The organism is Actinacidiphila glaucinigra (assembly GCF_900188405.1).
Lineage (GTDB): Bacteria > Actinomycetota > Actinomycetes > Streptomycetales > Streptomycetaceae > Actinacidiphila > Actinacidiphila glaucinigra.
The window spans coordinates 58,033-80,411 of sequence record NZ_FZOF01000029.1; the positions used below are offsets into that span (position 1 = coordinate 58,033).

Below are 22,379 nucleotides of genomic sequence, written 5' to 3' on the forward strand. Positions count from 1 at the left end.
CCTACTGGCTCCCCTGCTTCGGCACGATCGGCCCGATCTGCCGGAAGCGTCCGTCACGCACCTGGTGGACGTACGTCTCGCCGCCCAGGGTCTCGTTCGTGATGGCGTACTGGTGGTAGTCGTTGAAGGTGTAGGTGCGCGCGACACCGTGGTAGGTCGCCTTGGCGAGGCGCTGGGCGAGGGCGGGACGGGCCGGGCGCCCGCCCCCGGACGGCACGGTGCGGGCGAACTCCTGCAGCAGCATGCGCGTGCTGTCGTACGCCTCGGTGGCGTACGGCTCGGGGGTGCTCCCGTACTCCTTCCGCCAGGCGGCGGTGAGGCGCCCGGCCTCCCCGGTCGTGAGCTGGGCCGGGTCGACGGCGGGCGTCACGGCGTACCACCCCTCGCCGGCGGCACCCGCCAGGCGCGGGAAGTCCGAGCCGTAGAGCAGGTGGGACATCCAGCGCCGGCCGGTGAAGCCCGCCCTGGCCAGCTGCCGGGCCGCGTCGGCGGTCGCCTCCAGGGGGCCCAGGTACACGAAGGCGTCGAGGTCGCGGGAGAGCAGGTCGCGGACCGCGGCCGCTCCGTCGCCGGTGCCCTCGGCGACGACGCGGGGGACGACCTCGCCGCCGAAGGTGTCGCGCCACTGGGTCACGAGCACGCCGCCCTGGTCGTGCATGGCGGATCCGCCGGAACGGTCGATGACGATCCCGGCCCGGCCCATCCTGCCGGTCACGAGCGCGCTCAGCGCGATCGCGGTGCCCTCGGCCTGGTGGGGTGCGCCGGTCTGGAAGGTGACGTCCGGGGACCACACGTAGTAGTCGTTCTGCCCGGTGGTGCTGGAGACGTGCGTCAGCTTCGCGGCGGCGTAGACGCGTGAGGCGGCCCGCAGGGTCACCTCGCCGGTCGGGCCGAGCACGGCGAACACATCGCGGTCGGCGGCGAATTCGTGGGCGACCGAGGTGGCCCGGTCGACGGTACCGCCGTCGTCGAGGACGCGTACGCGGACGGAGTAGGCCCGCCTGGGATCCGCGTTGTGCTCCGCGGCGGCCAGCCGCGCGGCCCGCTCGCAGGCTCTGGCCAGGGCCGCGTCCGCGCCTCCGCGGGTGACCTGCACCCCGAGCACGTACGTGGGTTCGGCTGCCGGGACCGGCTTCGCGCCGGGGTCGTCGCGTCCCGCGGCCCACAGTGCCGCCCCCGATCCGCCGCTCGCCAGCAGCAGCGCCCCTCCGACGGCCAGCAGCCGGCGCCGGGACGTCAGCGGCCGCCGCGCCGCCGACGCTGCGTCACCGGGCTCGTCCACCACGGTGGGTTCGACGGCCGGCAGGGCGAGGCTCTCCGCGGCACGCGCGGCGACCGTACGGGCCACCGGGTCCGGCAGCCATGCCGAGGGCGACGCGGTGGCGCCCTCGGGAACGGCGTCCTCGGTGGCGTCCTCGGACAGCCGCCGCAGTTCCTCCGGAGCGGGCCGGTCCTGCGGGTCCTTGGCCAGGCAGGCGTCGAGGACCTCGCGCAGCTCGCCGGCGACTCCGTCGAGGTCGGGCTCGTCGTGGACGGTCCGGTAGAGCAGGGCGTCGGGCGTGCCGGTGCCGAACGGCGGGCGGCCCGTCGCGGCGTACGCGAGCACACAGCCCAGCGCGAACACGTCCCCCGCCGGGCCGGCCTGGTCCCCGCGGGCCTGTTCGGGCGAGAGGAAGCCGGGGGTGCCGATCACCAGACCCGAGGCGGTGAGCGCGGTGTCGTCCGCGGCGCGCGCGATGCCGAAGTCGATGAGCCGGGGGCCGTTCAGGGCCAGCAGCACATTGCCGGGCTTGACGTCGCGGTGCACCAGCCCGGCCCCGTGCACGGCGCCGAGGGCCTCGCCCAGCAGCGCCCCCAGGACCCGCACGGCGGACCCCGGCAGAGGACCGTGCTCGGCCACCGCCTCGCCCAGCGAGGGCCCGGGTACGAACGCGGTCGCCAGCCACGGCTCGGGCGCGTCCGCGTCGGCGCCGAGCACGGGAACCACCCAGGGGCTCTCCACGCGCGCGGCGAGCTGCGCCTCGCGCGCGAACCGGGCCCGGAACTCGTCGTCCGCGGCGCTCTCCGCCCGGATCACCTTCACCGCCGCCAGCGCGCCCGCCCCGGAGCGCCCCAGGTACACCACTCCCATGCCGCCGGCACCGAGCCGGCGCAGCAGCCGGAAGCCCCCGACGGACGCCGGGTCTGCCGGACGCATCGGCTCACTCATCGCCCGCACCCTCCGCCGCGTCGCCGGACACCCCGGCCTTCTTCGCCTGCTCGGCGCCGAGCCGGTCGATGTCCGCCGTGACGAACGTGACTCCCCCCAGCGCGTCCTGCGTGACCTTCGTCTTCTCGGCCTCGTCGGCGCCGACGGCGTGCCGTACGGTCGCGGCCACCGTCACCGGGCCGAGGCGGTGTTTGAACCAGTCGAAGCGGCGGGGCTTCCCGTCGCCGTCCACCACGTACTCGCCGAACTCGGCGAGGTCGTCGTCGGAGGTGGCGGTCCGCTGCTCGTCGTACGGGTCGCCCCGCGAGGTCATGCCCTGCACCCGCTCCGTGGCGTTCAGCTGCTGCCTGGGACAGCGCAGCGGTTCCTCCAGCGACACCGCCATGTCCCGGCGCGCGCCCACCACCGAGGTGTGCACGGTCACCGTCAGGGACACGAAGACCGGGCCCTTGCCGTCGGTGTCCGGCCGGACGAAGGAGCGTGTCAGGCTGGCCAGCACGGTGCCCGCGAGCGGTTCGCGCCGCCACACGCAGTCCTCGCCCAGTACCGTCCAGGTGCCCGGGCCGGTCTCGTACGGGTCCCGCTTGCGGTACCCGGGGCCGAAGAAGTCCGGCCGCACGGTCAGTCCCCGGACGAACGCGGCCGCCTGCGCCCGGGTCCTGGGCGCCGCGCTCTCGGCCAGCGTGTACGCGTCGTTCACCGCCGACGCCGACGGGGCCGGACTCGCACCGCTCCGCCCGCTCGGGCCCGCCCCCGCCGAGGTCGCGGTGCCCTCACCCGGCGTTCCCTCGCTCGTGCACCCCGCCAGCAGCAGCGCACCCGCCGCCGCGAGCAGGACCGGTCTGCGTCCGCCCACTCCCAAGCCACCCCATCACAGTCGTCGCACCGTCGCACCGTCGCACCGTCTCGCCGAACACCGTTCGCCGCTTGCCGCGCGCACATGCCATCCTGCGCCAACTGGTGCTGCCAGACCATGAGTTGAGTCGAACCGTGACCCCTCGACCACGACTCGGTGACACTTTCGGCGAGCCGGAGACCTCCGGCCCTCCGGAAGGCACCTGCCGTCCGTCCTACGGACGCGCGGTGACGGACTCCCGCAGCGGCCCGTTCGCCCAGCGGGCCGCCTCCTCCCGGCTCCGGAGGCGCACGACCGTCAACTCCGGTCGCTCCACCAGCAGTCGCCGCACCCGCGCCGCCGTCTCGCCGTGGGTGTTCCACGCCCAGCGGACGATGTGCTCGCGGTCGGTGAGGACCGTCCACAGGGGTGGCTCGACGTTGCCGTTCCACAGGGCCTGCCGGCGCAGGCGGCGCACCAGGGTGCGCCGGACCACCTGGCGCATGACGCGGCGCCGGGGCAGGTCGAGCCAGAGCAGCAGGTCGGCGCGGGCGGCGAGGTGGGCGCGCACCGCGCCGTACTGCCACTCGGTCACCCAGGCGGGTTCGGCGCTGAAGCGATGGACGTCGGCCTCGAAGGAGGGGCGCCTGGTCCAGCCGGGGCCGTGGAAGAGCGCGTCGATCTCCACGTGCGGCACCCGCAGGGCGGCGGCGACACGGGCGGCGAGCGTCGTCTTGCCCGCGCCGGACGTGCCGGCGACGAGCACCCGCCGCGGACGGTGGGGCAGTGGATCGGCCGGTCCCAGGAGTGGCACCACGCCACGGTAGCAACGCCGTCTGCGGCCATCGCACCGGCCGGCGTCGTGCCGGCCGCCCGGGGTGCCCGGAGGCCGTGGACCCGGTCCTGACGGGCCCTCCGGGCGACCGGCGTGCGCCGGGAGGCCCCCCGCCCCGGCGGCGACGGCCTCCCGACACGTGGTGGTCACCCACCCTTCCCGGCGCCGACACCCGCCCGGTCACGGGGCGCTGCACGATCTTGGAACGTGACTACCAGCCCTGCCCTGCGCACCCTCGACCGCCGCCGGTTCCTCGCCCTCGCGGGCGGCACCTTCGGCGTCCTGGCCGCGGGCCAGTTGACCGAGGCGCTCACCGCGCGCGCCGCGGAACTGGACCCCGCGCCCTTCTCGCTCGGCGTCGCCTCCGGCGACCCGGACCACCACAGCGTCGTCCTGTGGACCCGTCTGGTGCCCGACCCGCTCGACGCGGAGACCGGCGGCATGCCCGCGACGCCCGTCGAGGTGCGGTGGGAGGTGGCGAAGGACGAGTCCTTCGGGAAGGTCGTCGCGAGCGGCTCGGTGACGGCGCTGCCCGAGTCCGCGCACACCGTGCACGTCGTCGTGGACGACCTGGCCCCCGACCGCTGGTACTGGTACCGCTTCCAGTACGGCGAGGTCCGCAGCCGCACCGGCCGCACCCGCACCATGCCGCCGCCCGGGGCGAAGGCCGACCGGATGCGGTTCGCGTTCGTCTCGTGCCAGTCGTGGACCGGCGGCGCCTACCCCGCCTACCGCGACCTGGCGGAGCAGGACCTCGACTTCGTCCTCCACCTCGGCGACTACATCTACGAGACGACGGGCGGCAGCCTCACCGAGTTCCGCCGGCTGCACGCCCTCTACAAGACCTCGCCCGAACTGCGCGCGGCGCACGCCCGGTTCCCGTTCTTCGTCACCTGGGACGACCACGAGGTCCAGAACAACTACGCGGCGGACGTGCCGGGCGGCGCCGGCGACGGCCGCCCCTTCCTGGAGCGCCGCGGCAACGGCTACCAGGCGTACTACGAGCACCTGCCGCTGCGGCCGGAGCAGCGGCCCACCGGCCCGGACGCCCTGATGTACCGTCAGGTGCGGTTCGGGAAGCTCGCCGAGTTCAGCGTGCTCGACACCCGCCAGTACCGCACGGACCAGGCGTACGGGGACGGGCGCAAGGAGCCGGGTCCCGAGGTGTGGAACCCGGAGCGCACGATGACCGGTCCGGAGCAGGAGAAGTGGCTGCTCGGCAACCTGGACCACTCCAAGGCGCGGTGGAACGTCATCGCCCAGCAGACCATCATGGCCGCCTTCGACTACGACCTCGGTCCGGGGAAGATCGTCAACCTCGACCAGTGGGACGGGTACGCGGGTGCCCGCGCCCGCATCCTCGACTTCCTCGCCGACCGCGACGTCGCCAACCCGGTCGTCCTGAGCGGCGACTGGCACACGCACTGGGTCAACGACCTCAAGACCGACTTCGACGACCCCCGCTCCCCCGTCGTCGCCACCGAGTTCGTCGGCACGTCGATCTCCTCCGGCGCCGGATGGGACGCGGACGTCCGCGCGGGCCTCGTCGCCAACCCGCACGTGAAGTTCTACAACGGCACCTACCGCGGCTACGTGATGTGCGACGTGACGCCCGACCGCTGGCGTGCCGATCTGCGCATCGTCCTCAAGGGCGACGACGCCGCCTCCCCCGCCTTCACCATCGCCGCCTTCGAGGTCCGCGACGGGCTCCCCGGGGCCCGTCGGATCGACGCCGGCGACGGGCTGGTGGGCCGGATCACCGACAAGGTGACCGGGAAGCCGGCCGCCAACGTCCAGGTGACGGTCACGGCGGAGGACGGCACCCGGTTCGCGGCCGTCACCACCGACACCACCGGCGAGTACCTGGCGTTCGCGCCGCCCGGCCGGTACTCGGTCGCCGTCAACGGCGTCGGCTACGAGCCGGGGACCGCCACGGCCACCGTGCGGGCGGGGGTGCAGACCCGGGGCGACGTCGCCCTGACGCGTGCCGCCGTACGGGCCGGCACCGGCCGTCCGGTGCCGGGGCCGCAGTCGCAGGCGGCGGCCACGGACGTCACACTGTCCAACGGGATGCTGTCGCTGGCCGTTTCGGCGGGCTCCCAGGACCCGCAGCTGCCCGCGGTCACCCTGGGCAAGCCGCTGGACCTGGCGGCCGTGGGCCACCTGGACCAGCTGGACTGGATGAACCTGCCGTACGCCTCGACGGCGCGCCCGCGCGGCAGCAACGCCTGGCAGCAGCTGACCGTACGGTCCACCGCCCTGGAGGTGCTCTCCGCCGGCGGCCCGGTCGCCTCGGCGCGCGCCACCGGCGCCACCACCCAGGTCCCCGACGTCGAGGTCGTCACGACCTTCACGATCGGCGACGGCGAGCCCTGGGTCACCGCCGAGAGCGTCTTCACCAACCGCGGGACGCAGGCCCGCACCTTCTGGCTGGGCGACGTCCTGGACCACGACGGCGCAGGCCAGCGCAGCGGCGTCGCCGGGCACGGCACCGTGACCGCCTCGGCCCCGGCCGACTTCGAGCCGACGGCTCCGTGGGTGGGCATGACCGGTTCCGACGGCCAGACGTACGGCCTGCTCTACGACGAGCCGGGCTTCACCGCGTACGCCTGCGGGATCTGGGTGATGACCCAGCGCCAGGTGACGATAGAAGCGGGCGCCGCGTTCACCCTGCGGCGCCGGATCGCGGCCGTCGGCAACGGCGGCGCGGCCGACCCGTTCGCGGTGCTCGCCGGGCTCTGATCCGCTCACCAGCCCGGCGCGGCGGCGGTCCCCGGTACGGGGGCCGCCGCCGCGGCGCACGGTCCGTCAGCGGTTGGTGGACTTCAGTGCCCGCGCGGTGTAGCGCGCGCCGCTCACCTCCCGGGCCGGGACGGCGGCGCCGAGCGCGGCGAGCTCGTCCTGCGACAGGACGAGGTCGGCGGCAGCGGCGTTCTCCTCGAGGTACTTCCGCCGCTTGGTGCCGGGGATGGCGACGGCCCCCTGGGCGTTGACCCAGGCGAGCGCGACCTGTCCCGGTGTCGCGCCGCGTGCCTGCGCGATCTGCCGTACCCGCTCCACCAGGACGAGGTTCGCGGCGATGTTCTCCGGCGAGAAGCGGGGCAGCCCGCGCCGCGCGTCGTCCGGCGCCAGGTCGTCGACGCTGCGGATCGCTCCGCTGAGGAAGCCGCGGCCCATGGGCGAGGAGGCGACCAGGCCGATGCCCAGTTCGTCCATCGTCGCCTTGCGGCCGTTGTCCAGCAGGTCCTGCGTGAACAGCGACATCTCCGACTGGACCGCGGTCAGGGGGTGGACGGCGTGGGCCCGGCGGATGGTCTCCGAGGAGACCTCGGACAGCCCGATGCAGCGGACCTTGCCCGCGGTGACCAGCTCGGCCATCGCGCCGATGGTGTCCTCGACGGGTGTGCCGGGATCGACCCGGTGCATGTAGTAGAGGTCGATCACATCGGTGCCCAGGTGGCGCAGCGAACGCTCCACGGCCCGGCGGATGTGCTCCGGCCGCCCGTCCAGCGGGCCGGGCGTGCCGTCGTCGGCGAAGTCGAGGCCGAACTTCGTCGCCAGGATGATCTCGTCCCGGCGGTGCCCCAGCGCGCGGGCGATCAGCTTCTCGTTCTCGAAGGGGCCGTAGGACTCGGCCGTGTCGATGAACGTCACGCCCAGGTCCACCGCGCGGTTGAGCGTGATCACGGATTCCCGCTCGTCGCCCGCCCCGTAGTCCACGCTCATCCCCATCGCACCCAGGCCCTGCACCGGTACGCGCAGTCCCTGACCGCCGAGGTCCACCGTCCGCATCGAGAATCCCTCTTCCAGTCGTGTCGATCCGCCGCCGCGGTGCGCCGCGGCGCACGGGCGGTCGTCCCCCGCAACCATGACCGGCCGGCCCCCGTGTCCGTGACACCGGTGCGGACTCGGGCTGCGGCGCCTGGCGGGAGCGGGCGGCTAGGTGTTCCGGATGGCCTCCACCAGGCCCGCGACGAGGGCGGCCCGGTCGGCCATGGTGTCGACGACCACGTACTCGTGGTCGGCGTGCGCCCCGCCCCCGACGGCTCCGAGGCCGTCGAGGGTCGGCACGCCCAGCGCGGCGGTGAAGTTGCCGTCGCTGCCGCCGCCCACCGCCCTGCCCTCGATGCCGGGGCGCAACCGCCGCGCCAGGGCGAAGAGTCCGGCGGAGGCCGACTCCGGCATCGGGGGCCGCCGGACGCCGCCGCGGACCGAGATGCCCGCTCCCTCGACGTGCGGGGTCAGGGCGGCGAACCCGGCTTCGACGCGGTCCTTCTCCTCGGCCGTCGCGACCCGTACGTCGGCGACGACGGTCGCGCGGGCGGGCACCACGTTGTCGACGGTGCCCGCCGACGCCACCGTCGGGGTGACGGTCGTACCGGCCTCGGGCCGGCCGAGCGCCGCGACGGCCAGTACCTGGTGCGCGGCCTCGACGAGCGCGTTGACCCCGGCCTCGGGCTCCAGTCCGGCGTGCGAGGCCCGGCCCGTGACGGTGACCTCGAACGTGCCGCACCCCTTGCGGCCCGTCTTCAGCGCCCCGCCCTCGGCGGCGCCCTCGAAGACGAGTACGGCACCGCAGGCGAGGGCCCGCTCCTCGATGAGGGCCCGCGAATGCGGGGAGCCGACCTCCTCGTCGGACGTCACGAGGATCTCGACGCCCGACCGGTCCTCCAGCAGAGCGACGCCGTGGACGGCCTGGACGAGACCGCCCAGCATGTCGAAGACGCCGGGGCCGGTGACACGGCCGCCGGCGACGGTGAACGGGCGCCGGGCGAGGGTGCCGAGCGGGAACACGGTGTCGTGGTGCCCCAGGATCAGCACCCGCGGGTCGCCCCCGCCCGACCAGCGAACATGCGGCCCGCCCGGGCTCTCCACGCAGACGGCCTGACCGCCGAGACGCCTTTCGAGGACACCGGCGGCGGCCTTGGCGGACGCCGTCAGAGCGTCGACGTCACGGGACGGGGACTCGACCTCGACGAGCGTCCTGAGGTCCTCGATCATCGCGTCGACACTCACCGGGCCGGTCATGTGCATCGTCATGCCGCCAGGCTACTGAGCGGGCGGCCGCGCGCGCCCGGACTCAGCCACCGGCCTCGCGGGCCGCGCGCTCGACCCGGCCGCGGTACTCCTCCCACCATGCGCCGTCGCCCGGCGGGATGCTGTCGTTGCCCTGCAGGAAGCCGGTGCTGCCGTCGATGAGCTCGCGGAGGATGTCGGCGTGGCCGGCGTGCCTCTGGGTGTCCGCGATCACGCGCACCAGCACATGGTTCAGGGTCACCGCCCGCCGGTCCTCCGGCCACCAGGGGACGTTGCCGACCGCGTCCAGCGGCAGCGCCTCGATCGTGGCGTTCGCGTGCTCCCAGGCACGGCGGTACAGCCCGGTGATCTCCTCGCGCGACTCGTCCGCGGTGGCCCACATGTCGGCGTTGGCCTCCGCGTCCTCCCGGTACCAGGAGGGCCGCGCGTCCCCGAAGAACGGCCGCCCGAAGGTGTCGCCCAGGTAGCCCAGCTCCACACCGGCGACATGCTTGACCAGCCCCAGGAGATTGGTCCCCGTGGGCGTCAGGGGGCGGCGGACGTCGTACTCGGAGAGCCCCTCCATCTTCCACAGCAGGGTCTCCCGCGCGTCCTGCAGGTACCGGAGGAGATCCGCCTTGGGATTCGGTTCGATCATGCAGGGCAGTCTCCCACCCGCCACCGACAGCGGCCCCGCGCACGGGCGGTCGCGGGCGCGCGGGCCGGCCGGGGCGAGGGCACGGGTCGGTCTGCCTTTCACCCGCCGCTCCCCGGGAGTTCGCGTGGACGATCTTCGGCCGGGTCAGGGTCGAACCCTGCCCTGTCACCGGATCGACCGAGGGAACCCATGCGCGCACGGACCAAGATCGCTTCAGCCGCGGCAGCCTGCCTGGCGGCGGCGGCACTCATGGCGGCCACCGGCCTCGGATCCGCCGAGGCCTCGACCCCGGCGGTCGCGAAGGCGGCCGTCGCGGCCCCCGCGGAGTACACGGCCGAACTCCGCCACACCTTCGCCGCCTTCGACGCGCGGCAGGGTGTCGCCGTCGACCGGAAGTACTTCTACGCCGTCAACAACCAGACCATCACCAAGCACGACAAGGAGACCGGCGAACCGCTCCTGCAGTTCGTCGGCGACCCAGACGGCCCGATCATCCACATGGACAGCGCCACCGTGGTCGGTGACAAGCTGTACGCGGCCACCTCGAACTACAACATCACGCCCGAGAAGAGCTCCGTCGAGGTGTTCGACACCCGGACGATGAAGCACATCGACACCTTCAGCTTCGGCATCGACCGCGGCTCGCTGACCTGGCTGGACCGGCACGACGGGGCGTGGTGGGCGGCCTTCGCCAACTACGACAAGCCCCCGGCGGGCTCGACGGAGCCGTACGGCGGTACCGACAACACCCAGATCGTCAAACTCGACGACCGGTTCCGGGTCGTGGAGGCCTGGACGCTGCCGCAGGAACTCCTCGACAGGGTCCGGCCGATGAGCAACTCCGGCGGTTCGTGGGGCCCCGACGGCCGGCTGTGGATCACCGGCCACGACTACGACGAGGCGTACGTGATGGACGTCCCGTCCGAGGCCTCGGACCTGCGCTGGGTGGCGACCGTCAAGCTGCCCGACGTCGAGGGCCAGGCCATCGCCTGGGACCGCTCCGGCAGGACCCCCGAGCTGTGGACCATCAAGCGCTCCACCGAGCAGGTGCTGGTCTTCAAGGCCCCCTACGCCTCGATCGAGGACCCGGACACCCGCCAGTGGAAGGTCGTCGGCCCGGGCCACTTCGTGGAGTGACCCTCCGCGCGTCCGCCGGGCGCCGTGGAGTACCCACGCCGCCCGGCGGACGCCTCCGCATGGCCGGACATGCGCGTGCCCGACCTTGCTTGCGGCTGACAGGGTCACCTGCGAGAGTCACGCCGTGGCCGTAGTCGTCGGGGACAGGAGCAGGTTCGCCGCCGAGGTCGGCGAGTGGGACCACGGGCTGCGCCGAGTGGACCTGTGGGCTGCCGGGCAGTGGCTTACCTGCGACGACAACATGGCTTTCGTCAAGCAGTTCCGGCTCGCCGTACTGGACACGGCCATGTGGCTGCGCTCCGGTCAGGTCTCTCCGCCGCCGTTCGACGGCCAGTCGCCGGCAGCCGCACACCGGCACCTCATGCTCCACGCCGGGGATGACGACGAGACCGAAGCCGAATACGAGCTGCGCAGCCGGTTCTCGACACTGCACTGGGGCCCCACGACGGACAACGTGACGGCCCACCTCTTCCGCGACGGGGACCGCTTGGCGATCACGCTGCAGTTCCGGCGAGAGGATCACCTGCGCAGGCATCCCGAGCACGCGGGCGAGATCTTCGTGGCCGAGATCGCGGCTGCGGAGTTGGTCGGGGTCCTTGAGGACCTTGTGGCCGTCCTCGACGGTCGACAGAACCAACCGCCCGCCACCAGCTGACGAGCCGTCGCCGCAGCGCACGCTGCCGGCGAAGTGATCGTGCCGCGGACCCCGGAGGTGCCGGCGGCGCCCGGATCGGCCCTGCCGGCCTCCCATCCATTTCCTGCGCACACAGGCATAGCGGGGGGCCGGTGCGGACGTCATCAAGAGCAGCGAGCCCGCTCAGGAAGATCTCAGAGCAACTAGAGAAGGTGGCGATGGATGCCGAGGCCCAGGAAAACTTCAGGGACTTCGTGGAAAGCAGATCGTCCGCGCTGCTGAAGACCGCAGTCCTGCTCAGCGGCGGCGACCGGCACGCGGGCGAAGACCTCCTGCAAAACGCGCTGATCAAGGCCGCGGGACGCTGGCACCGCATCGAGGAGCCCGAAGCATACGTCCGTCAGATCCTCTACCGCCAGCAGGTGAGCCGCTGGCGGCTGAAGTGGCCGCGACGCGAACTGAGCGTGCCCGAGCCGCTGGAAAACCCCGCGCGCCACGGCACCGACGACGGACCCGGCGCGGCCGACCTGCGCATCGTCATGCGCGCAGCCCTCGCCCGACTCACCGCCCGTCAGCGCACCGTCCTGGTCCTGCGCTACTTCGAAGACCTCCCCGAGGCCGACGTCGCCCGGATACTGGGCTGCTCGGTCGGCACAGTGCGCTCCACCACACACCGCTCCCTGGCCCGGCTACGAGAACTGGCCCCCGAACTGGCCGCACTCGGCCCCGCGGACGCCGAGCACCAGCCGTCCCGTGACTACTCGACTGTGGAGGTGCGTCCGTGAACGTCGACGAACTGGTGCGCGACTCCCTGCGCGAGCAGGCCGCCGAACAGCCGGCACTGGGGCCCGGCTTCGCCGATCGGGTACTGACGGTCCGACGCCGCCGCCGGACCCGGGCACTGGCGTCCGCCGCCACGGCCACCGCCGCCGTGGTCGCCATCGCGGTGGCCGTCCCGCTCCTGAACATCGGCAACGACGACGCACGCCTCGCGAGCAGAACAAACCGGAACGGCATCCTCGCCCATCCGGACCAGACGCCGCCGCGCGACATGATCGCCGCGGGAGATCTCGCACTTGGCGCCTACTACACCTGGGAGACCGACGCCCATGGTGCCGCCGTCCGCGCCTACCGGATCCTCGACCCGAAGACCGGCACCTACGTGAAGACGAGCAAGTGGTCCGTCGTCGACATCGCTCCCGGCCTGCGGACCGCCGCCGTCCTGGAAAGAAACCTGCCCGCCAAACGGATCGGCCTGCTCGACCTGCGCACCGGCGAGGTCGAGCGCTGGATCCCGGTCGACCGCGGCGTCGCCAGCGTCGAGTTCTCCCCCGACGGCAGCAAACTCCTCGCGACGACGTACGGCAAGAATCCGCAACTGCGGGTCAAGTCGCGCTCCGACACCGACGGCGACGGCGAAGGGGACTGGGAGTCACCGCCGGGCAAGCCGAGCAGCCGGACCGGCTTCTACATCCTGGACGTGGCCTCCGGGAAGGGATCCTGGAGCGAGGTCACCGACGTCGGCAGGGGCGGCGGGCCCGAGGACTGCGTCTTCAACCACGACGGAAGGCTGGTCTACTGCGGGACCACCTCAAGTCCTTTCCGGCAGTACTACGACTTCGCCGGTGATGAGGTCGCCGCGCCCGCGAACGAGGTTCAAGCGGAGCGGTACCGCGGCGTGGGGCTGTCCCCGGACGGCAAGCTCTTCGGGGGCCTCTCAGGGGGCACCATGTCGAAAAGCTACACGAAGACGCACACCGAGCTTCTCGACGCCTACACCGGCAAGAAGGTCACCACGGTGCCCGGGAGACAACTTCTCGCCTGGGTCGACAACAAGCGTCTGATCGCCCTGGACCTCACACCGGGCCCGGGCTCGGACGGTTCCGTCAGCCGGCTCGTGCTCGTCACGATCGGCAGCGACAAGGTCGTACCGCTCAGCGGTATCACCAAGGGATTCGACGGTGCGGCCGGGTACTGGACGCCGGTCTTCGCCGAACGCTGATCGGCAGCCCGTCGGCCCCTCCCGGCCGGCGGGCCCCCGGTGTACGAACCGGGCCCACGGGCAGCCCTGGCAGTACCTTCGGCGCGACCGCACCGGAAGTACGCACCGCAGACGTTCAAGCGTTTCGCGCTGCGGGACCGCTCTCGATCCGCTGAAACGCGTTGTAGTCTGCGATACGGCCCGGGACAGGTCGTTTTGCGGCTGGGTGAAGCACAGGAGTGACCGCCCGCTCACCGTGAGCAGGAGTTCCATGTCCGACCGCAGTACGACCCGCCCCGCGACGGGCCCGCTCACGTACGGCCCCGCCGGCGCGACGCGACCCGCGGAGGAGCGCTGGTCGGCGGAGGGCACAGGTCTGCGCCCCTTCTCCTGCACCGTCGTCATCGGACACGGGGACGCAGACTGGCGCGCCGCGGCTGACGCCGTTCTGCACTGGGGTGTCAAGCGGCGAAGCGGCTTCGCCGTCATGGCCTGTGGCAGTGCCGGGGAGCAGGTCGCCGCGGGAGCCGAATACAGGATCACGGCAGGATTCGGCCCATTCGCGGTCCGGGAACCGGTGCGGGTGGTGGCCGTGGTCGACAGGCCCGACCGTTGCGGCTTTGCCTACGGGACCCTGCCCGGGCATCCCGTCTGCGGCGAGGAGGCTTTCGTCGTCCACCGCTCTGCGGACGGCACGGTCGCGCTGACGATCCGCTCCCTGACCCGTGCCGCTCCACACGGTCCGTGGCGCATCCTGTTCCCGGCACTGCTCTTGGCTCAGCGATTCTTCCGGCGCCGTTATCGGCGTGCTCTGATGGCGCCACTGTGAATCCCGGTGATCGACCGGGCGTCTCGGGAGGCCCCTACCCATGCGGGTCGCCCGGCGGCCGGTGCACCGAAGTCTCGGCTCCCGGGGAATCCGGTCCCCGACGTCGCCGGGCGTTGTCGCAAGCACCTCGTACCGAGGTTGTGGAACGTGGTCCAGCGCAAGCCCGTCAGCTCACCGCACGCGGGTACCGGCGCGGAAGACCGCCCGTACGTCGAGGACGGCCGACGGGTCGTGCGCGAGGTCACCGTCGACGACGAGAAGGTCGGCGTCGGCGCCGGCGGAGATGCGGCCCTTGCGGCCCTCCACGCGGCACAGGCGGGCCGCCGAGCTGGTCATGGACCTGAGCGCATCCAGCGGGGCGACGCCCAGTCCGGCGAGGTTGGCCACGCCGTGCGGGAGGACGTTGTGGGGCTTCGCGGGCCCGATACCGGCGTCCGATCCGATGACGACGTTGGCGCCGTGCTTGTGCAGGTTGCCGTAGGCGTCCATGACGGCGCTGAGGTAGTCGGCCTGACGCTTGGGCAGCCGCTCGACTTCTTCGGGGTCCAGCCCCAGCGTCACGCTGACGAAGGTTCCCTTCGCCACGATGGCGTCGATGAGGTCGGGGTCGGCGGCGATGCCGTCCGCGGTGAGGAAGGAGACGTGCTCCACGCTGTCGACGCCCGCCTCGACGGCGTCGCGGATGGCCTGCATGCCGTGGGCATGGGCGGCCACCGGCAGGCCGAGGCGGTGTGCTTCGTCCACGACGGCACGCAAATCGTCCAGGCTGTACTGGGACGCGTGCGGCGGCACCGAACCGGGCGTCATGTGGCCTCCGCTGGCCATGATCTTGACGACCCCGCAGCCGCGGGCGTGGCGCTCGCGTACGGCGGCGCGAAGCGCTTCAGTGCCCTCCACCTCGCCGCCGAAGAAGTGGCAGTGGCCGCCCGGTGTGGTCAGCGGAGGACCGGCGGCCAGGATCTCCGGGCCCAGTTCCGGGTGCACGGACATCTCCTCCACGAGGTCCAGCAGGAGGTAGCCGCGGTCGCCGAGGTCGCGCACGGTGGTGATGCCGGCCTGCAGGGCGGAGCGGGCCGCGGTCCGCATCTGCGTCAGCAGGTCGCTGTCCGACGTGGAGACCAGGGACGTGACGGGGTCCGTGCCGGCGTCGAAGGCGAGGTGGACGTGTGTGTCGATCAGGCCCGGCAGCAGGCAGGCCGAGACGCCGAAGTCGATGACCTCGCTGCCGTCGGCGGGCAGCCCGCCGGTTCGGTCCACGCGCACGATCCGGTCCCCCGAGACGTACACAGTGGCCGGACCCGACAGGGTGTATCCGTCAAACATCGATCCGGCGTGCAGGGCAAAGGAACGCAACGGTATTTCTCCGATCGGAAAACTTGGGGTGACTCTGTTGTTCGGCGCGTCCGGAGCGGCGCGGGGCTCCGGCCGCGCAGGCGTGACCGACCCGCCGAAATGCACGGAGGCCCACTTCGAAGGTCCGTCCGCGGGCCCGCCGGCGTATTCGACTCCGGCCGGGAGGACGAGGCAGCCGGCACGAGATCCCCGCCCACGGCCGAGCGGCGACCGACGCGGCCCGGGCTCGGGGAGGCGGCCCCCATTCGGCGGTCTGGGGGCCGCTGATGTGTCAGGTGGTGCTTCTCCACCCGGGGATTACGGCTGTAACGCGCTCCGCAGATGGTGGCGGGCGGGATGACGCGGTCCGCGAGGACCGCCCTCCGCGAGGCGGCTCACGCCGCCTCGGTGGCAGTCGACACGGTAGTGACGCCCGCCCCGATGCCGCCGACACGGGTGACCATGTCCGCTGCCATGCCGAGCAGTCGTCGCATGCCGGTTCCTTGTATGCGTCGGTCATCGACTTCGGGGTGAGGTCGTCGACCCTCGTGAGGTCTGCGCCCCGTCAAGGAGACGAGGTCGCCCCCACGGATGTGACGACGCGCGGCGTGTGTGCGACGGCGTCAGCCGAAGAACTTCTCCAGCTCGGCGGCGAGCGCGGCCGGCTGCTCTTCCGCGATGTAGTGACCGCTGTCGGCGATGGTGCCAAACCGGATGTCGTCGGCCTTGCCTTCCATCATCGCCTGCACGACGGCGACGTACTGTCCGCCGAGGCCCAGAACGGGCATGGTCAGCGGCGGGTAGGAATTGTTGTCGGCCAGGTCCTGGTGGAACGTCCGGTACACGCCGAAGGCCGCGGCGACCGCCTCGGGTGCGTCGTAGGCCGCGGTGTACAGGGCCCGGCTCTCCTCGCTGATCCGCTCCGGGTGCAGCGCCAGGTGCTCGGCCGACCAGTCGATGATGTGCCGGAACCGTCCCGCCAGCAGCTTGACGGGCAGGCCGTCGACCTGGCTCAGGGGATACCACCAGGGGTTCGGCTGATCAGGCTGCGGAAAGGAGCTGATGAAGTCGATGAATATCTGGGAGAAGGGTCCTCCCTCCCAGATGGCGAGCTTCTTCGTGGCCTGGGGGTGGTTCGCGGCGAAGCTGTAGGCGACCATCGCCCCGATGTCCCCACCGGCGATGTTGACCTGCTCGTAGCCCAAGCCGCGGATCAGTTCGTAGACGTCCTTGGCCATGTTCCTCTTGTCGTAGCCGCCGGCGGGCTTGTCCGACGCGCCTTGGCCGCGGTAGTCCACGGCGATGACGCGGAAGCGCTGCGCCAGCCGGGGGAGGATCTCGCGCAGAGCGTGTACGGTGCGCGGCCATCCGTCCATGAGGACGAGCGGTTCGCCCTCTCCTCCGGTGACGTAGTGCAGCCGGGTGCCGTTCACCTCGGCATAGCCGTGTTCGAAGCCTTCGATCATGCTTGGTTCTCCTGTGTGCGATGCGGTCACGTGCGCGGGATTCGGGCCGTGACCGGGTGTGCGCCGGCCCTGCCGGCGGATGCCCCGCGGCCGACGACCGCCTGGCGCCGCCGTGACGCGGATCGGACCGTGGGGTGGTGGGGAGTTCAGGACGGTTCGGGAAGAATGATCGACTTCGCCAGCCCGGCCATGATGTCGAACCGCGCGATCTGGTCGTCGTCGATGACCGATGGAGGTGCCTCGCCGGGCCTGGCCGGGAGGGCGTGATCGACGAAGATCTGCTCCAGGCCCGGAGGCGTGAAGATGAAGATCATCTTTGCCGCGTGGCTGGCCTTGTTCTTGAAGCGGTGGCGGACTCCCCGCGGGATGTGGACGAAATCGCCGGCGACCGCGGTGAAGAGGTGGTCGCCGTCGAGGAATTCCAGTTCCCCGTCGAGGATGTAGAACGTCTCTTCCTGCTCGGGGTGCGCGTGGGGAACGGGTCCGCCGCCGGCCGGAACAGTGGCCTCGATGAAGCCCATTCCGCCATTGGTCTGCGCCCCGGTGGCCTTGATCGTGTAGACATCGCCCGCGGCCCACACCGTCGGGCCCTTGCCTGACGGTACGTAGATCGCGCCGCGTCTGTTCCAGTGCGGGTCGTGTGAGTCGAGCTCGGCCAAGGAAAAAGTCATCGGTTCCTCGAAATCTGGCCTGGATTGGCATGGAAGAAAGGCGTCACAGCAGTCCCCTCGGGCCCGCGACACATCGCGAAACCGGCCACCCCATCGGCTGGGTTGGTTCGTCAGGCTCCTCGACCGGGCGTAGCGGCCGATCCGCGAGCAACTTGTACGGAGTGGATGGCCCCGGACATGACCGCGGGGGCCGCATCAGGCCGCGGATCAACGGTGATTCGGGTTCCCGTCACGACGAATCTCGGGCCGTGTTCCATCCCATGAAGCAGGTATGACCCCGTAACTCATCGCGAAGTCGCACATGAGTCCGGCAACGACCCAACCGAACCTCGTCATTGCCTTACGGAGTTTTACCGACCCTGTTGGCCGTAGTGAGTTTGACGTCGTATCGTGCGTGGCGCCTGCAGCGCGCGCAACGGTACCCACGATGGTTGAACCCTTCCTGCGATCGTTACGGGTGACTCGGTGCGCTGACTTGCGACTTGGCCACCCCTTTGTGCATATGGTCGGCAGTCGCGCAGAGACAGGCGGGGCGGCGCGATGCACCCTCGCCCTGCTGCCGCTTCCTCAAGTGGACGAGACAGCTCTCGCCAATGTGACGGGCTTGGCTGGGGAGTTAATGAAGGACAGCGCTTGGGTGCCATCGAAGGCCGATAGTCGGCGCCGGACTTCGGGGCATTCGAGGCATTCGAGGCTGAAGACGCAGGGCTGGGCTCCGTGAAAGCCGGTATGGCGGCGGCGCCGAACTCCGAGGCACACGCAGCAACGTGGCCGTCGCACAGGTCCTCCCCTGCGGTGCTGCTGCCGCCGCTCCAGATCGACTGCGCAGTGCCCACGCACGACCTGGGGGCTGGACGTCCAGATGCAGAACGGGGTGGCGGCGCCGCACGGCGTACGGCTGATGGCCGAGCGAGGGCAGCGGCTTCGCCGCCACCGCGCAGAGGTCACCCAAGGGGTCACGGCGACGCGACCGCGAGGTACGCGACATCGCGGCGGGTGCCGAGGACTGTCAGCCCCGATACCCGCCGATTCCTGCGAAGACACTCAGGAACGTGCGTTCCTGGGGCGACCCGCCCGGGGTGTCACACGTGCGCGAGCTTGTCCGGGTTGAGAATCCTGCGGTAGGCGGTGATCAGGCCGTCCTTGATCTCCATCGTGTCCACGGAGACGGGCCGCCCTTCCAGGCGCAGCAGGAGCGCCGGCTCACCCCCGACCTCGATGACCTCAATGCTGTCCGTGCGCAACAGGCGTCCCGCCCGCACCAACACCATGGCGATGCGCTCGCCGCCCCGGATGAACTTGCGCGCCGCAGCGACCCTGCCGCCACCGTCTGTGACGTACACGGCGTCGGGGTGGAGGAGACGTACCAGGCCGGCCATGTCCCCCGCTTCGTAGGCGTTGCGGAAGGCGATGAGCAGGCGCTCACGCTCCGCCGGGGAGGCGTGTACGGTGCACTGCCTGGCCGCGGCCACCTTGCGCCGTGCCCGCGAGGCGAGTTGCCGGGCGGCCGCAACGGAGGTGCCGAGCACGTCGGCGATGTGGCTGAACTCGAGACCGAACACGTCATGAAGGATGAAGGCCACACGTTCGGGCGGCTTCAGTTCCTCCATCACCAGGAGCATCGCGGATCCGACGGATTCGTCGACCAGCACCGGCTCAGAAGCGTCCGGCCCCGTCAGCAGAGGCGCCGGCAACCACGGCCCGACGTACGTCTCCCTTCGGGCGCGGGCGGACTTCAGGATGTCGTACGACCGTCGCGCCGCCACCGTGACCAGCCAGGCCCGGAGGTCACGGACGTCGCGCAGGTCGGCTGTGGCTGCTCGCAGCCACACGTCCTGGACCACGTCCTCGGCATCGGCCACGCTGCCGAGCAAGCGGTACGCCGCCCCGAAGACGGCGGGCCGGAGGGTCTCCCACTCGTCATCGAGCACCCCCGGCGGCCCGGGTGCACGTGTCACGTCCATTGACGTGGCCTCCTTCGCCTCCCGATGCTCAGGCGAGCACACTGCACCGGGAGCACAGATCGACATGTGCCGCCGCGGCGGAAGCGTGCGCTTCCGCCTCCGCCTGACCGCCGAGCGGGATGTGACCAGCGATTTTGCCGAGCCACTGAAATACGAGCATATACTCTCTACCGGCGAGGCCGTCGACAGGCCCCACCACGGCGGACACGCAGGGGCGCCACACCGCTTCCGGCGCGGGGTCGCGTGGCTGGCGGCCGCCGCCTTCCCGCCGGCCGACGGGCTGCGCCGGCACGCGGCGAACTGGAGGCGACGGGGCACCCCGGGTCCGCACGCTCAGTGCTGCAAATCCCGACCGCAACCGCGAGTCCACCCGCGCCCCCACGCCCAGCCTGGAAGTGGGCGCCCTGCCCTTACGCCGGGGCTACGACGACCAGCCGGAGATCCGCCCCGGCGCCCTGTACGGATGGGTAAGGAGTGCCGACCTCCCGACCTCGTTCCCGAAGATCTCCGACCGCCCTCTCAAACGGGGGCTCTGCGGCGTGGGAACGCCTTCGATTACCGCAGCTTTCTGTACCGCTCCAAGCCTGTTTCCACTCCCCGGTCGCCGGCCTGGAAGTACTCCAGTACCTCGCGGTGCATCTCCGCAGTGCCGATCGGACCGTCGCCGCCCATGGGCTCGCCGAGATCGGTGACCAGCTGGTTGTCCTCGATGGGCTCCTCCAGGTAGCACCCGATCGCCTCCCAGCACCTGTCGGAACCGGTCGGGCGTCCTCGACGGTCGGCAGAACCAACCGCCCGTCACCGGCTGACGAGACGTCGTCACAGCACACGCGTCCATTTCCTGCGCGCACACAGGCATAGCGGGGGGCCGGTGCGGACGTCATCAAGGACAGCGAGCCAGCCGGGGAAGATCCCGGAACGAACAGAGAAGGTGGCGATGGATGCCGAGGCCCAGGAAAACTTCAGGGACTTCGTGGAAAGCAGATCGTCCGCGCTGCTGAAGACCGCCGTCCTGCTCAGCGGCGGCGACCGGCACGCGGGCGAGGACCTCCTGCAGAACGCACTGATCAAAGCCGCGGGACGCTGGCACCGCATCGAAGAGCCCGAAGCCTACGTACGGCAGATCCTCTACCGCCAGCAAGTCAGCCGCTGGCGCCTGAAATGGCCACGGCGCGAACTGAGCGTCCCCGAACCACGGGAAAACCCCACGCGCCACACCACCGACGACGAACCCGGCGCAGCCGACCTGCGCATCGTCATACGCGCAGCCCTCGCCCGACTCACCGCCCGCCAACGCACCGTCCTGGTCCTGCGCTACTTCGAAGACCTCCCCGAAGCCGACGTCGCCCACCTGCTCGGCTGCTCCATCGGCACGGTGCGCTCCACCACACACCGCTCCCTGGCCCGGCTACGAGAACTGGCCCCCGAACTGGCCGCACTCGGCCCCGCGGACGCCGAACAGCAGCCGTCCCACGACTACTCGCCCGTGGAGGTGCGTCCGTGAACATCGACCAACTGGTACGCGACTCCCTGCGCGAACAAGCCGCCGAACAACCCACACCCGCGCCGGGCCTCGCCGACCGCGTACTGACAGTCCGACGACGCCGCCGAACCCGCGCACTCGCGGCCGCCGCCGCAGCCACCGCCGCCATGGTCACCATCGCGATGGCCGTCCCACTCATGAACACCGGCAAAGACGACACGCGCCTCGCGCACGTCTCCGCCCACCCCGAGCAGACGCCGCCGCGCGACATGATCGCCGCGGGAGACCTCGCACTGGCCGCCTACTACACCTGGGAGACAGACGCCCATGGTGCCCCCGTTCGCGCCTACCGGATCCTCGACCCGAAGACCGGCACCTACGTGAAGACGAGCAAGTGGTCCCGTGTCGCCGTCGCTCCCGGCCTGCGGACCGCCGCCGTCCTGGAAAGGAACCTGCCCGCCAGGCGGATCGGCCTGCTCGACCTGCGCACCGGCGAGGTCGAGCGCTGGATCCCGGTCGACCGCGGCGTCGCGAGCGTCGAGTTCTCCCCCGACGGCAGCAAGCTCGTCGCGACGACGTACGGCAGGAACCCCGACCTGAGGTACAAGAAGGCGAAGTACGACTACGACGGCGACGGCGAAAAGGACTGGACGTTGGGACTCGACGCCCCCGGCCAGTCGAGCCGGACCGGCTTCTACATCCTGGACGTGGCCTCCGGGGAGGGATCCTGGAGTGAGGTCGCCGGCGCCGACCAACTCGGCGTCCGCCAGGACTTCGCCTTCAACCACGACGGCAAGCTGGTCCAATCCGGACTCTTTTCGGCTCCCTACAGGCAGTACTACGACTTCGCGGGCCAGCAGGTCGCCGTGCCCGCGAACGAGGCGTACGCGTCCTGGCGCAACGAGTCGGGGCTCTCCCCGGACGGCAAGTTCGCCGGGGGCGGTTTCCTGCGGGGCACCCGCCCCGTCGGCCAGTCCCGCTCCAAGCTCCTCGACCCCTACACCGGCAAGCAGGTCACCACGGTGCGCGGGGCGGAGTTGCTCGCCTGGGTCGACAACAAGCACTTGATCGCCTGGGACTTCACACCGGACGTGAAGTCGCCCTCCCTCCGGCTCGTGCTCGTCACGATCGGCAGCGACGAGGTCGCACCGCTCAGCGGCATCACCAAGGGGCTCGACGGCGCGGCCGGGCACTGGACGCCGATCTTCGCCGAACGCTGATCGGCGGCCCGCCGGCCGCACCGCCAGCGGCAGCCCGTCGGCCCCTCGCGGCCGGCGGGCCCAGCCGTGCGAGCGTCCCTGTGGCAGCAGGCCAACCCTCGCCGTACCC

General features: G+C 71.6%; 18 protein-coding genes. 8 read left to right on the forward strand and 10 right to left on the reverse strand.

From position 1 onward, the window contains the following. Position 1 precedes the first annotated feature (1 nt). The 3 genes from CHF15_RS36265 to CHF15_RS36275 form a co-directional block, all read right to left on the reverse strand. Complete coding sequence (locus CHF15_RS36265) at positions 2 to 2,209, reverse strand: bifunctional serine/threonine-protein kinase/ABC transporter substrate-binding protein (RefSeq protein WP_089228179.1); 2,208 nt, start codon at positions 2,207 to 2,209, stop codon at positions 2 to 4. Next, entirely contained in the window at positions 2,202 to 3,065 is an 864-nt protein-coding gene (locus tag CHF15_RS36270; protein WP_245939227.1) for a hypothetical protein, read from the reverse strand. Before CHF15_RS36270 ends, CHF15_RS36265 begins: the two co-directional genes overlap by 8 nt. Positions 3,066 to 3,279: 214 nt before the next feature. After that, positions 3,280 to 3,858 (reverse strand): P-loop NTPase family protein, encoded by a 579-nt coding sequence (locus CHF15_RS36275; protein ID WP_089228232.1) that lies wholly within the window; start codon positions 3,856 to 3,858, stop codon positions 3,280 to 3,282. Between the two features lie 228 nt (positions 3,859 to 4,086). On the opposite strand from CHF15_RS36275, the gene CHF15_RS36280 reads away from it, so the two are divergent. Continuing rightward, positions 4,087 to 6,621, forward strand: a complete 2,535-nt coding sequence (locus tag CHF15_RS36280; RefSeq protein WP_179280118.1) for an alkaline phosphatase D family protein — start codon at positions 4,087 to 4,089, stop codon at positions 6,619 to 6,621. 66 nt (positions 6,622 to 6,687) lie between these two features. Here the strand turns inward: CHF15_RS36280 and CHF15_RS36285 are convergent, their stop codons facing one another. From CHF15_RS36285 to CHF15_RS36295, 3 genes are all read right to left on the reverse strand, one after another. After that, positions 6,688 to 7,671 carry an aldo/keto reductase gene (locus CHF15_RS36285; RefSeq protein WP_089228182.1) on the reverse strand — a complete coding sequence of 328 codons (984 nt, stop codon included), beginning with the start codon at positions 7,669 to 7,671 and terminating at the stop codon, positions 6,688 to 6,690. A 147-nt stretch (positions 7,672 to 7,818) separates the two neighbouring features. After that, positions 7,819 to 8,919: a M20 family metallopeptidase gene (locus CHF15_RS36290; RefSeq protein ID WP_089228183.1), complete on the reverse strand. Its 1,101-nt coding sequence runs from the start codon at positions 8,917 to 8,919 to the stop codon at positions 7,819 to 7,821. Positions 8,920 to 8,959: 40 nt separating this feature from the next. Then, positions 8,960 to 9,553 carry a DinB family protein gene (locus CHF15_RS36295; RefSeq protein ID WP_089228184.1) on the reverse strand — a complete coding sequence of 198 codons (594 nt, stop codon included), beginning with the start codon at positions 9,551 to 9,553 and terminating at the stop codon, positions 8,960 to 8,962. A gap of 189 nt (positions 9,554 to 9,742) precedes the next feature. Here CHF15_RS36295 and CHF15_RS36300 point away from each other — a divergent pair, with 189 nt between their 5' ends. The 5 genes from CHF15_RS36300 to CHF15_RS36320 all read left to right on the forward strand — a co-directional run bounded on the left by CHF15_RS36300 (position 9,743) and on the right by CHF15_RS36320 (position 14,134). Continuing rightward, positions 9,743 to 10,690 (forward strand): NHL repeat-containing protein, encoded by a 948-nt coding sequence (locus CHF15_RS36300; protein WP_089228185.1) that lies wholly within the window; start codon positions 9,743 to 9,745, stop codon positions 10,688 to 10,690. A 124-nt stretch (positions 10,691 to 10,814) separates the two neighbouring features. Then, a complete protein-coding gene (locus tag CHF15_RS36305; RefSeq protein ID WP_089228233.1) occupies positions 10,815 to 11,345 on the forward strand; it encodes a hypothetical protein in 531 nt (176 codons plus the stop codon). Positions 11,346 to 11,542: 197 nt separating this feature from the next. Then, entirely contained in the window at positions 11,543 to 12,109 is a 567-nt protein-coding gene (locus CHF15_RS36310) for a SigE family RNA polymerase sigma factor (RefSeq protein WP_089228186.1), read from the forward strand. Then, positions 12,106 to 13,326: a YncE family protein gene (locus CHF15_RS36315; RefSeq protein ID WP_089228187.1), complete on the forward strand. Its 1,221-nt coding sequence runs from the start codon at positions 12,106 to 12,108 to the stop codon at positions 13,324 to 13,326. Before CHF15_RS36310 ends, CHF15_RS36315 begins: the two co-directional genes overlap by 4 nt. 250 nt (positions 13,327 to 13,576) lie before the next feature. After that, positions 13,577 to 14,134, forward strand: coding sequence for a DUF1990 family protein (locus CHF15_RS36320; RefSeq protein WP_089228188.1), 558 nt, complete (start codon positions 13,577 to 13,579; stop codon positions 14,132 to 14,134). 171 nt (positions 14,135 to 14,305) lie between these two features. Here the strand turns inward: CHF15_RS36320 and CHF15_RS36325 are convergent, their stop codons facing one another. From CHF15_RS36325 to sigJ, 4 genes are all read right to left on the reverse strand, one after another. Then, the gene (locus CHF15_RS36325) at positions 14,306 to 15,397 is read right to left on the reverse strand and encodes a metal-dependent hydrolase family protein (protein WP_245939228.1); all 1,092 of its coding nucleotides are present in this window, start codon (positions 15,395 to 15,397) and stop codon (positions 14,306 to 14,308) included. A gap of 692 nt (positions 15,398 to 16,089) precedes the next feature. Further along, complete coding sequence (locus CHF15_RS36330) at positions 16,090 to 16,932, reverse strand: alpha/beta fold hydrolase (RefSeq protein WP_089228190.1); 843 nt, start codon at positions 16,930 to 16,932, stop codon at positions 16,090 to 16,092. Between the two features lie 146 nt (positions 16,933 to 17,078). After that, complete coding sequence (locus CHF15_RS36335) at positions 17,079 to 17,591, reverse strand: cupin domain-containing protein (protein WP_245939229.1); 513 nt, start codon at positions 17,589 to 17,591, stop codon at positions 17,079 to 17,081. A gap of 1,094 nt (positions 17,592 to 18,685) precedes the next feature. Further along, positions 18,686 to 19,567, reverse strand: coding sequence for an RNA polymerase sigma factor SigJ (sigJ, locus tag CHF15_RS36340; RefSeq protein WP_089228192.1), 882 nt, complete (start codon positions 19,565 to 19,567; stop codon positions 18,686 to 18,688). A gap of 937 nt (positions 19,568 to 20,504) precedes the next feature. Between sigJ and CHF15_RS36345 the strand changes: the two genes are divergently transcribed. Then, positions 20,505 to 21,071 (forward strand): SigE family RNA polymerase sigma factor, encoded by a 567-nt coding sequence (locus CHF15_RS36345; RefSeq protein ID WP_089228193.1) that lies wholly within the window; start codon positions 20,505 to 20,507, stop codon positions 21,069 to 21,071. Next, complete coding sequence (locus CHF15_RS36350) at positions 21,068 to 22,270, forward strand: YncE family protein (RefSeq protein WP_089228194.1); 1,203 nt, start codon at positions 21,068 to 21,070, stop codon at positions 22,268 to 22,270. Before CHF15_RS36345 ends, CHF15_RS36350 begins: the two co-directional genes overlap by 4 nt. Positions 22,271 to 22,379 lie beyond the last annotated feature (109 nt).

What these genes read in the sequence shown, in the direction of transcription:
- CHF15_RS36265 (WP_089228179.1), bottom strand. Translation starts at nt 2,209, where the DNA reads ATGAGTGAGCCGATGCGTCCGGCAGACCCGGCGTCCGTCGGGGGCTTC.
- CHF15_RS36285 (WP_089228182.1), bottom strand. Translation starts at nt 7,671, where the DNA reads ATGCGGACGGTGGACCTCGGCGGTCAGGGACTGCGCGTACCGGTGCAG.
- CHF15_RS36290 (WP_089228183.1), bottom strand. Translation starts at nt 8,919, where the DNA reads ATGACGATGCACATGACCGGCCCGGTGAGTGTCGACGCGATGATCGAG.
- CHF15_RS36295 (WP_089228184.1), bottom strand. Translation starts at nt 9,553, where the DNA reads ATGATCGAACCGAATCCCAAGGCGGATCTCCTCCGGTACCTGCAGGAC.
- CHF15_RS36300 (WP_089228185.1), top strand. Translation starts at nt 9,743, where the DNA reads ATGCGCGCACGGACCAAGATCGCTTCAGCCGCGGCAGCCTGCCTGGCG.
- CHF15_RS36310 (WP_089228186.1), top strand. Translation starts at nt 11,543, where the DNA reads ATGGATGCCGAGGCCCAGGAAAACTTCAGGGACTTCGTGGAAAGCAGA.
- CHF15_RS36320 (WP_089228188.1), top strand. Translation starts at nt 13,577, where the DNA reads ATGTCCGACCGCAGTACGACCCGCCCCGCGACGGGCCCGCTCACGTAC.
- CHF15_RS36330 (WP_089228190.1), bottom strand. Translation starts at nt 16,932, where the DNA reads ATGATCGAAGGCTTCGAACACGGCTATGCCGAGGTGAACGGCACCCGG.
- sigJ (WP_089228192.1), bottom strand. Translation starts at nt 19,567, where the DNA reads ATGGACGTGACACGTGCACCCGGGCCGCCGGGGGTGCTCGATGACGAG.
- CHF15_RS36345 (WP_089228193.1), top strand. Translation starts at nt 20,505, where the DNA reads ATGGATGCCGAGGCCCAGGAAAACTTCAGGGACTTCGTGGAAAGCAGA.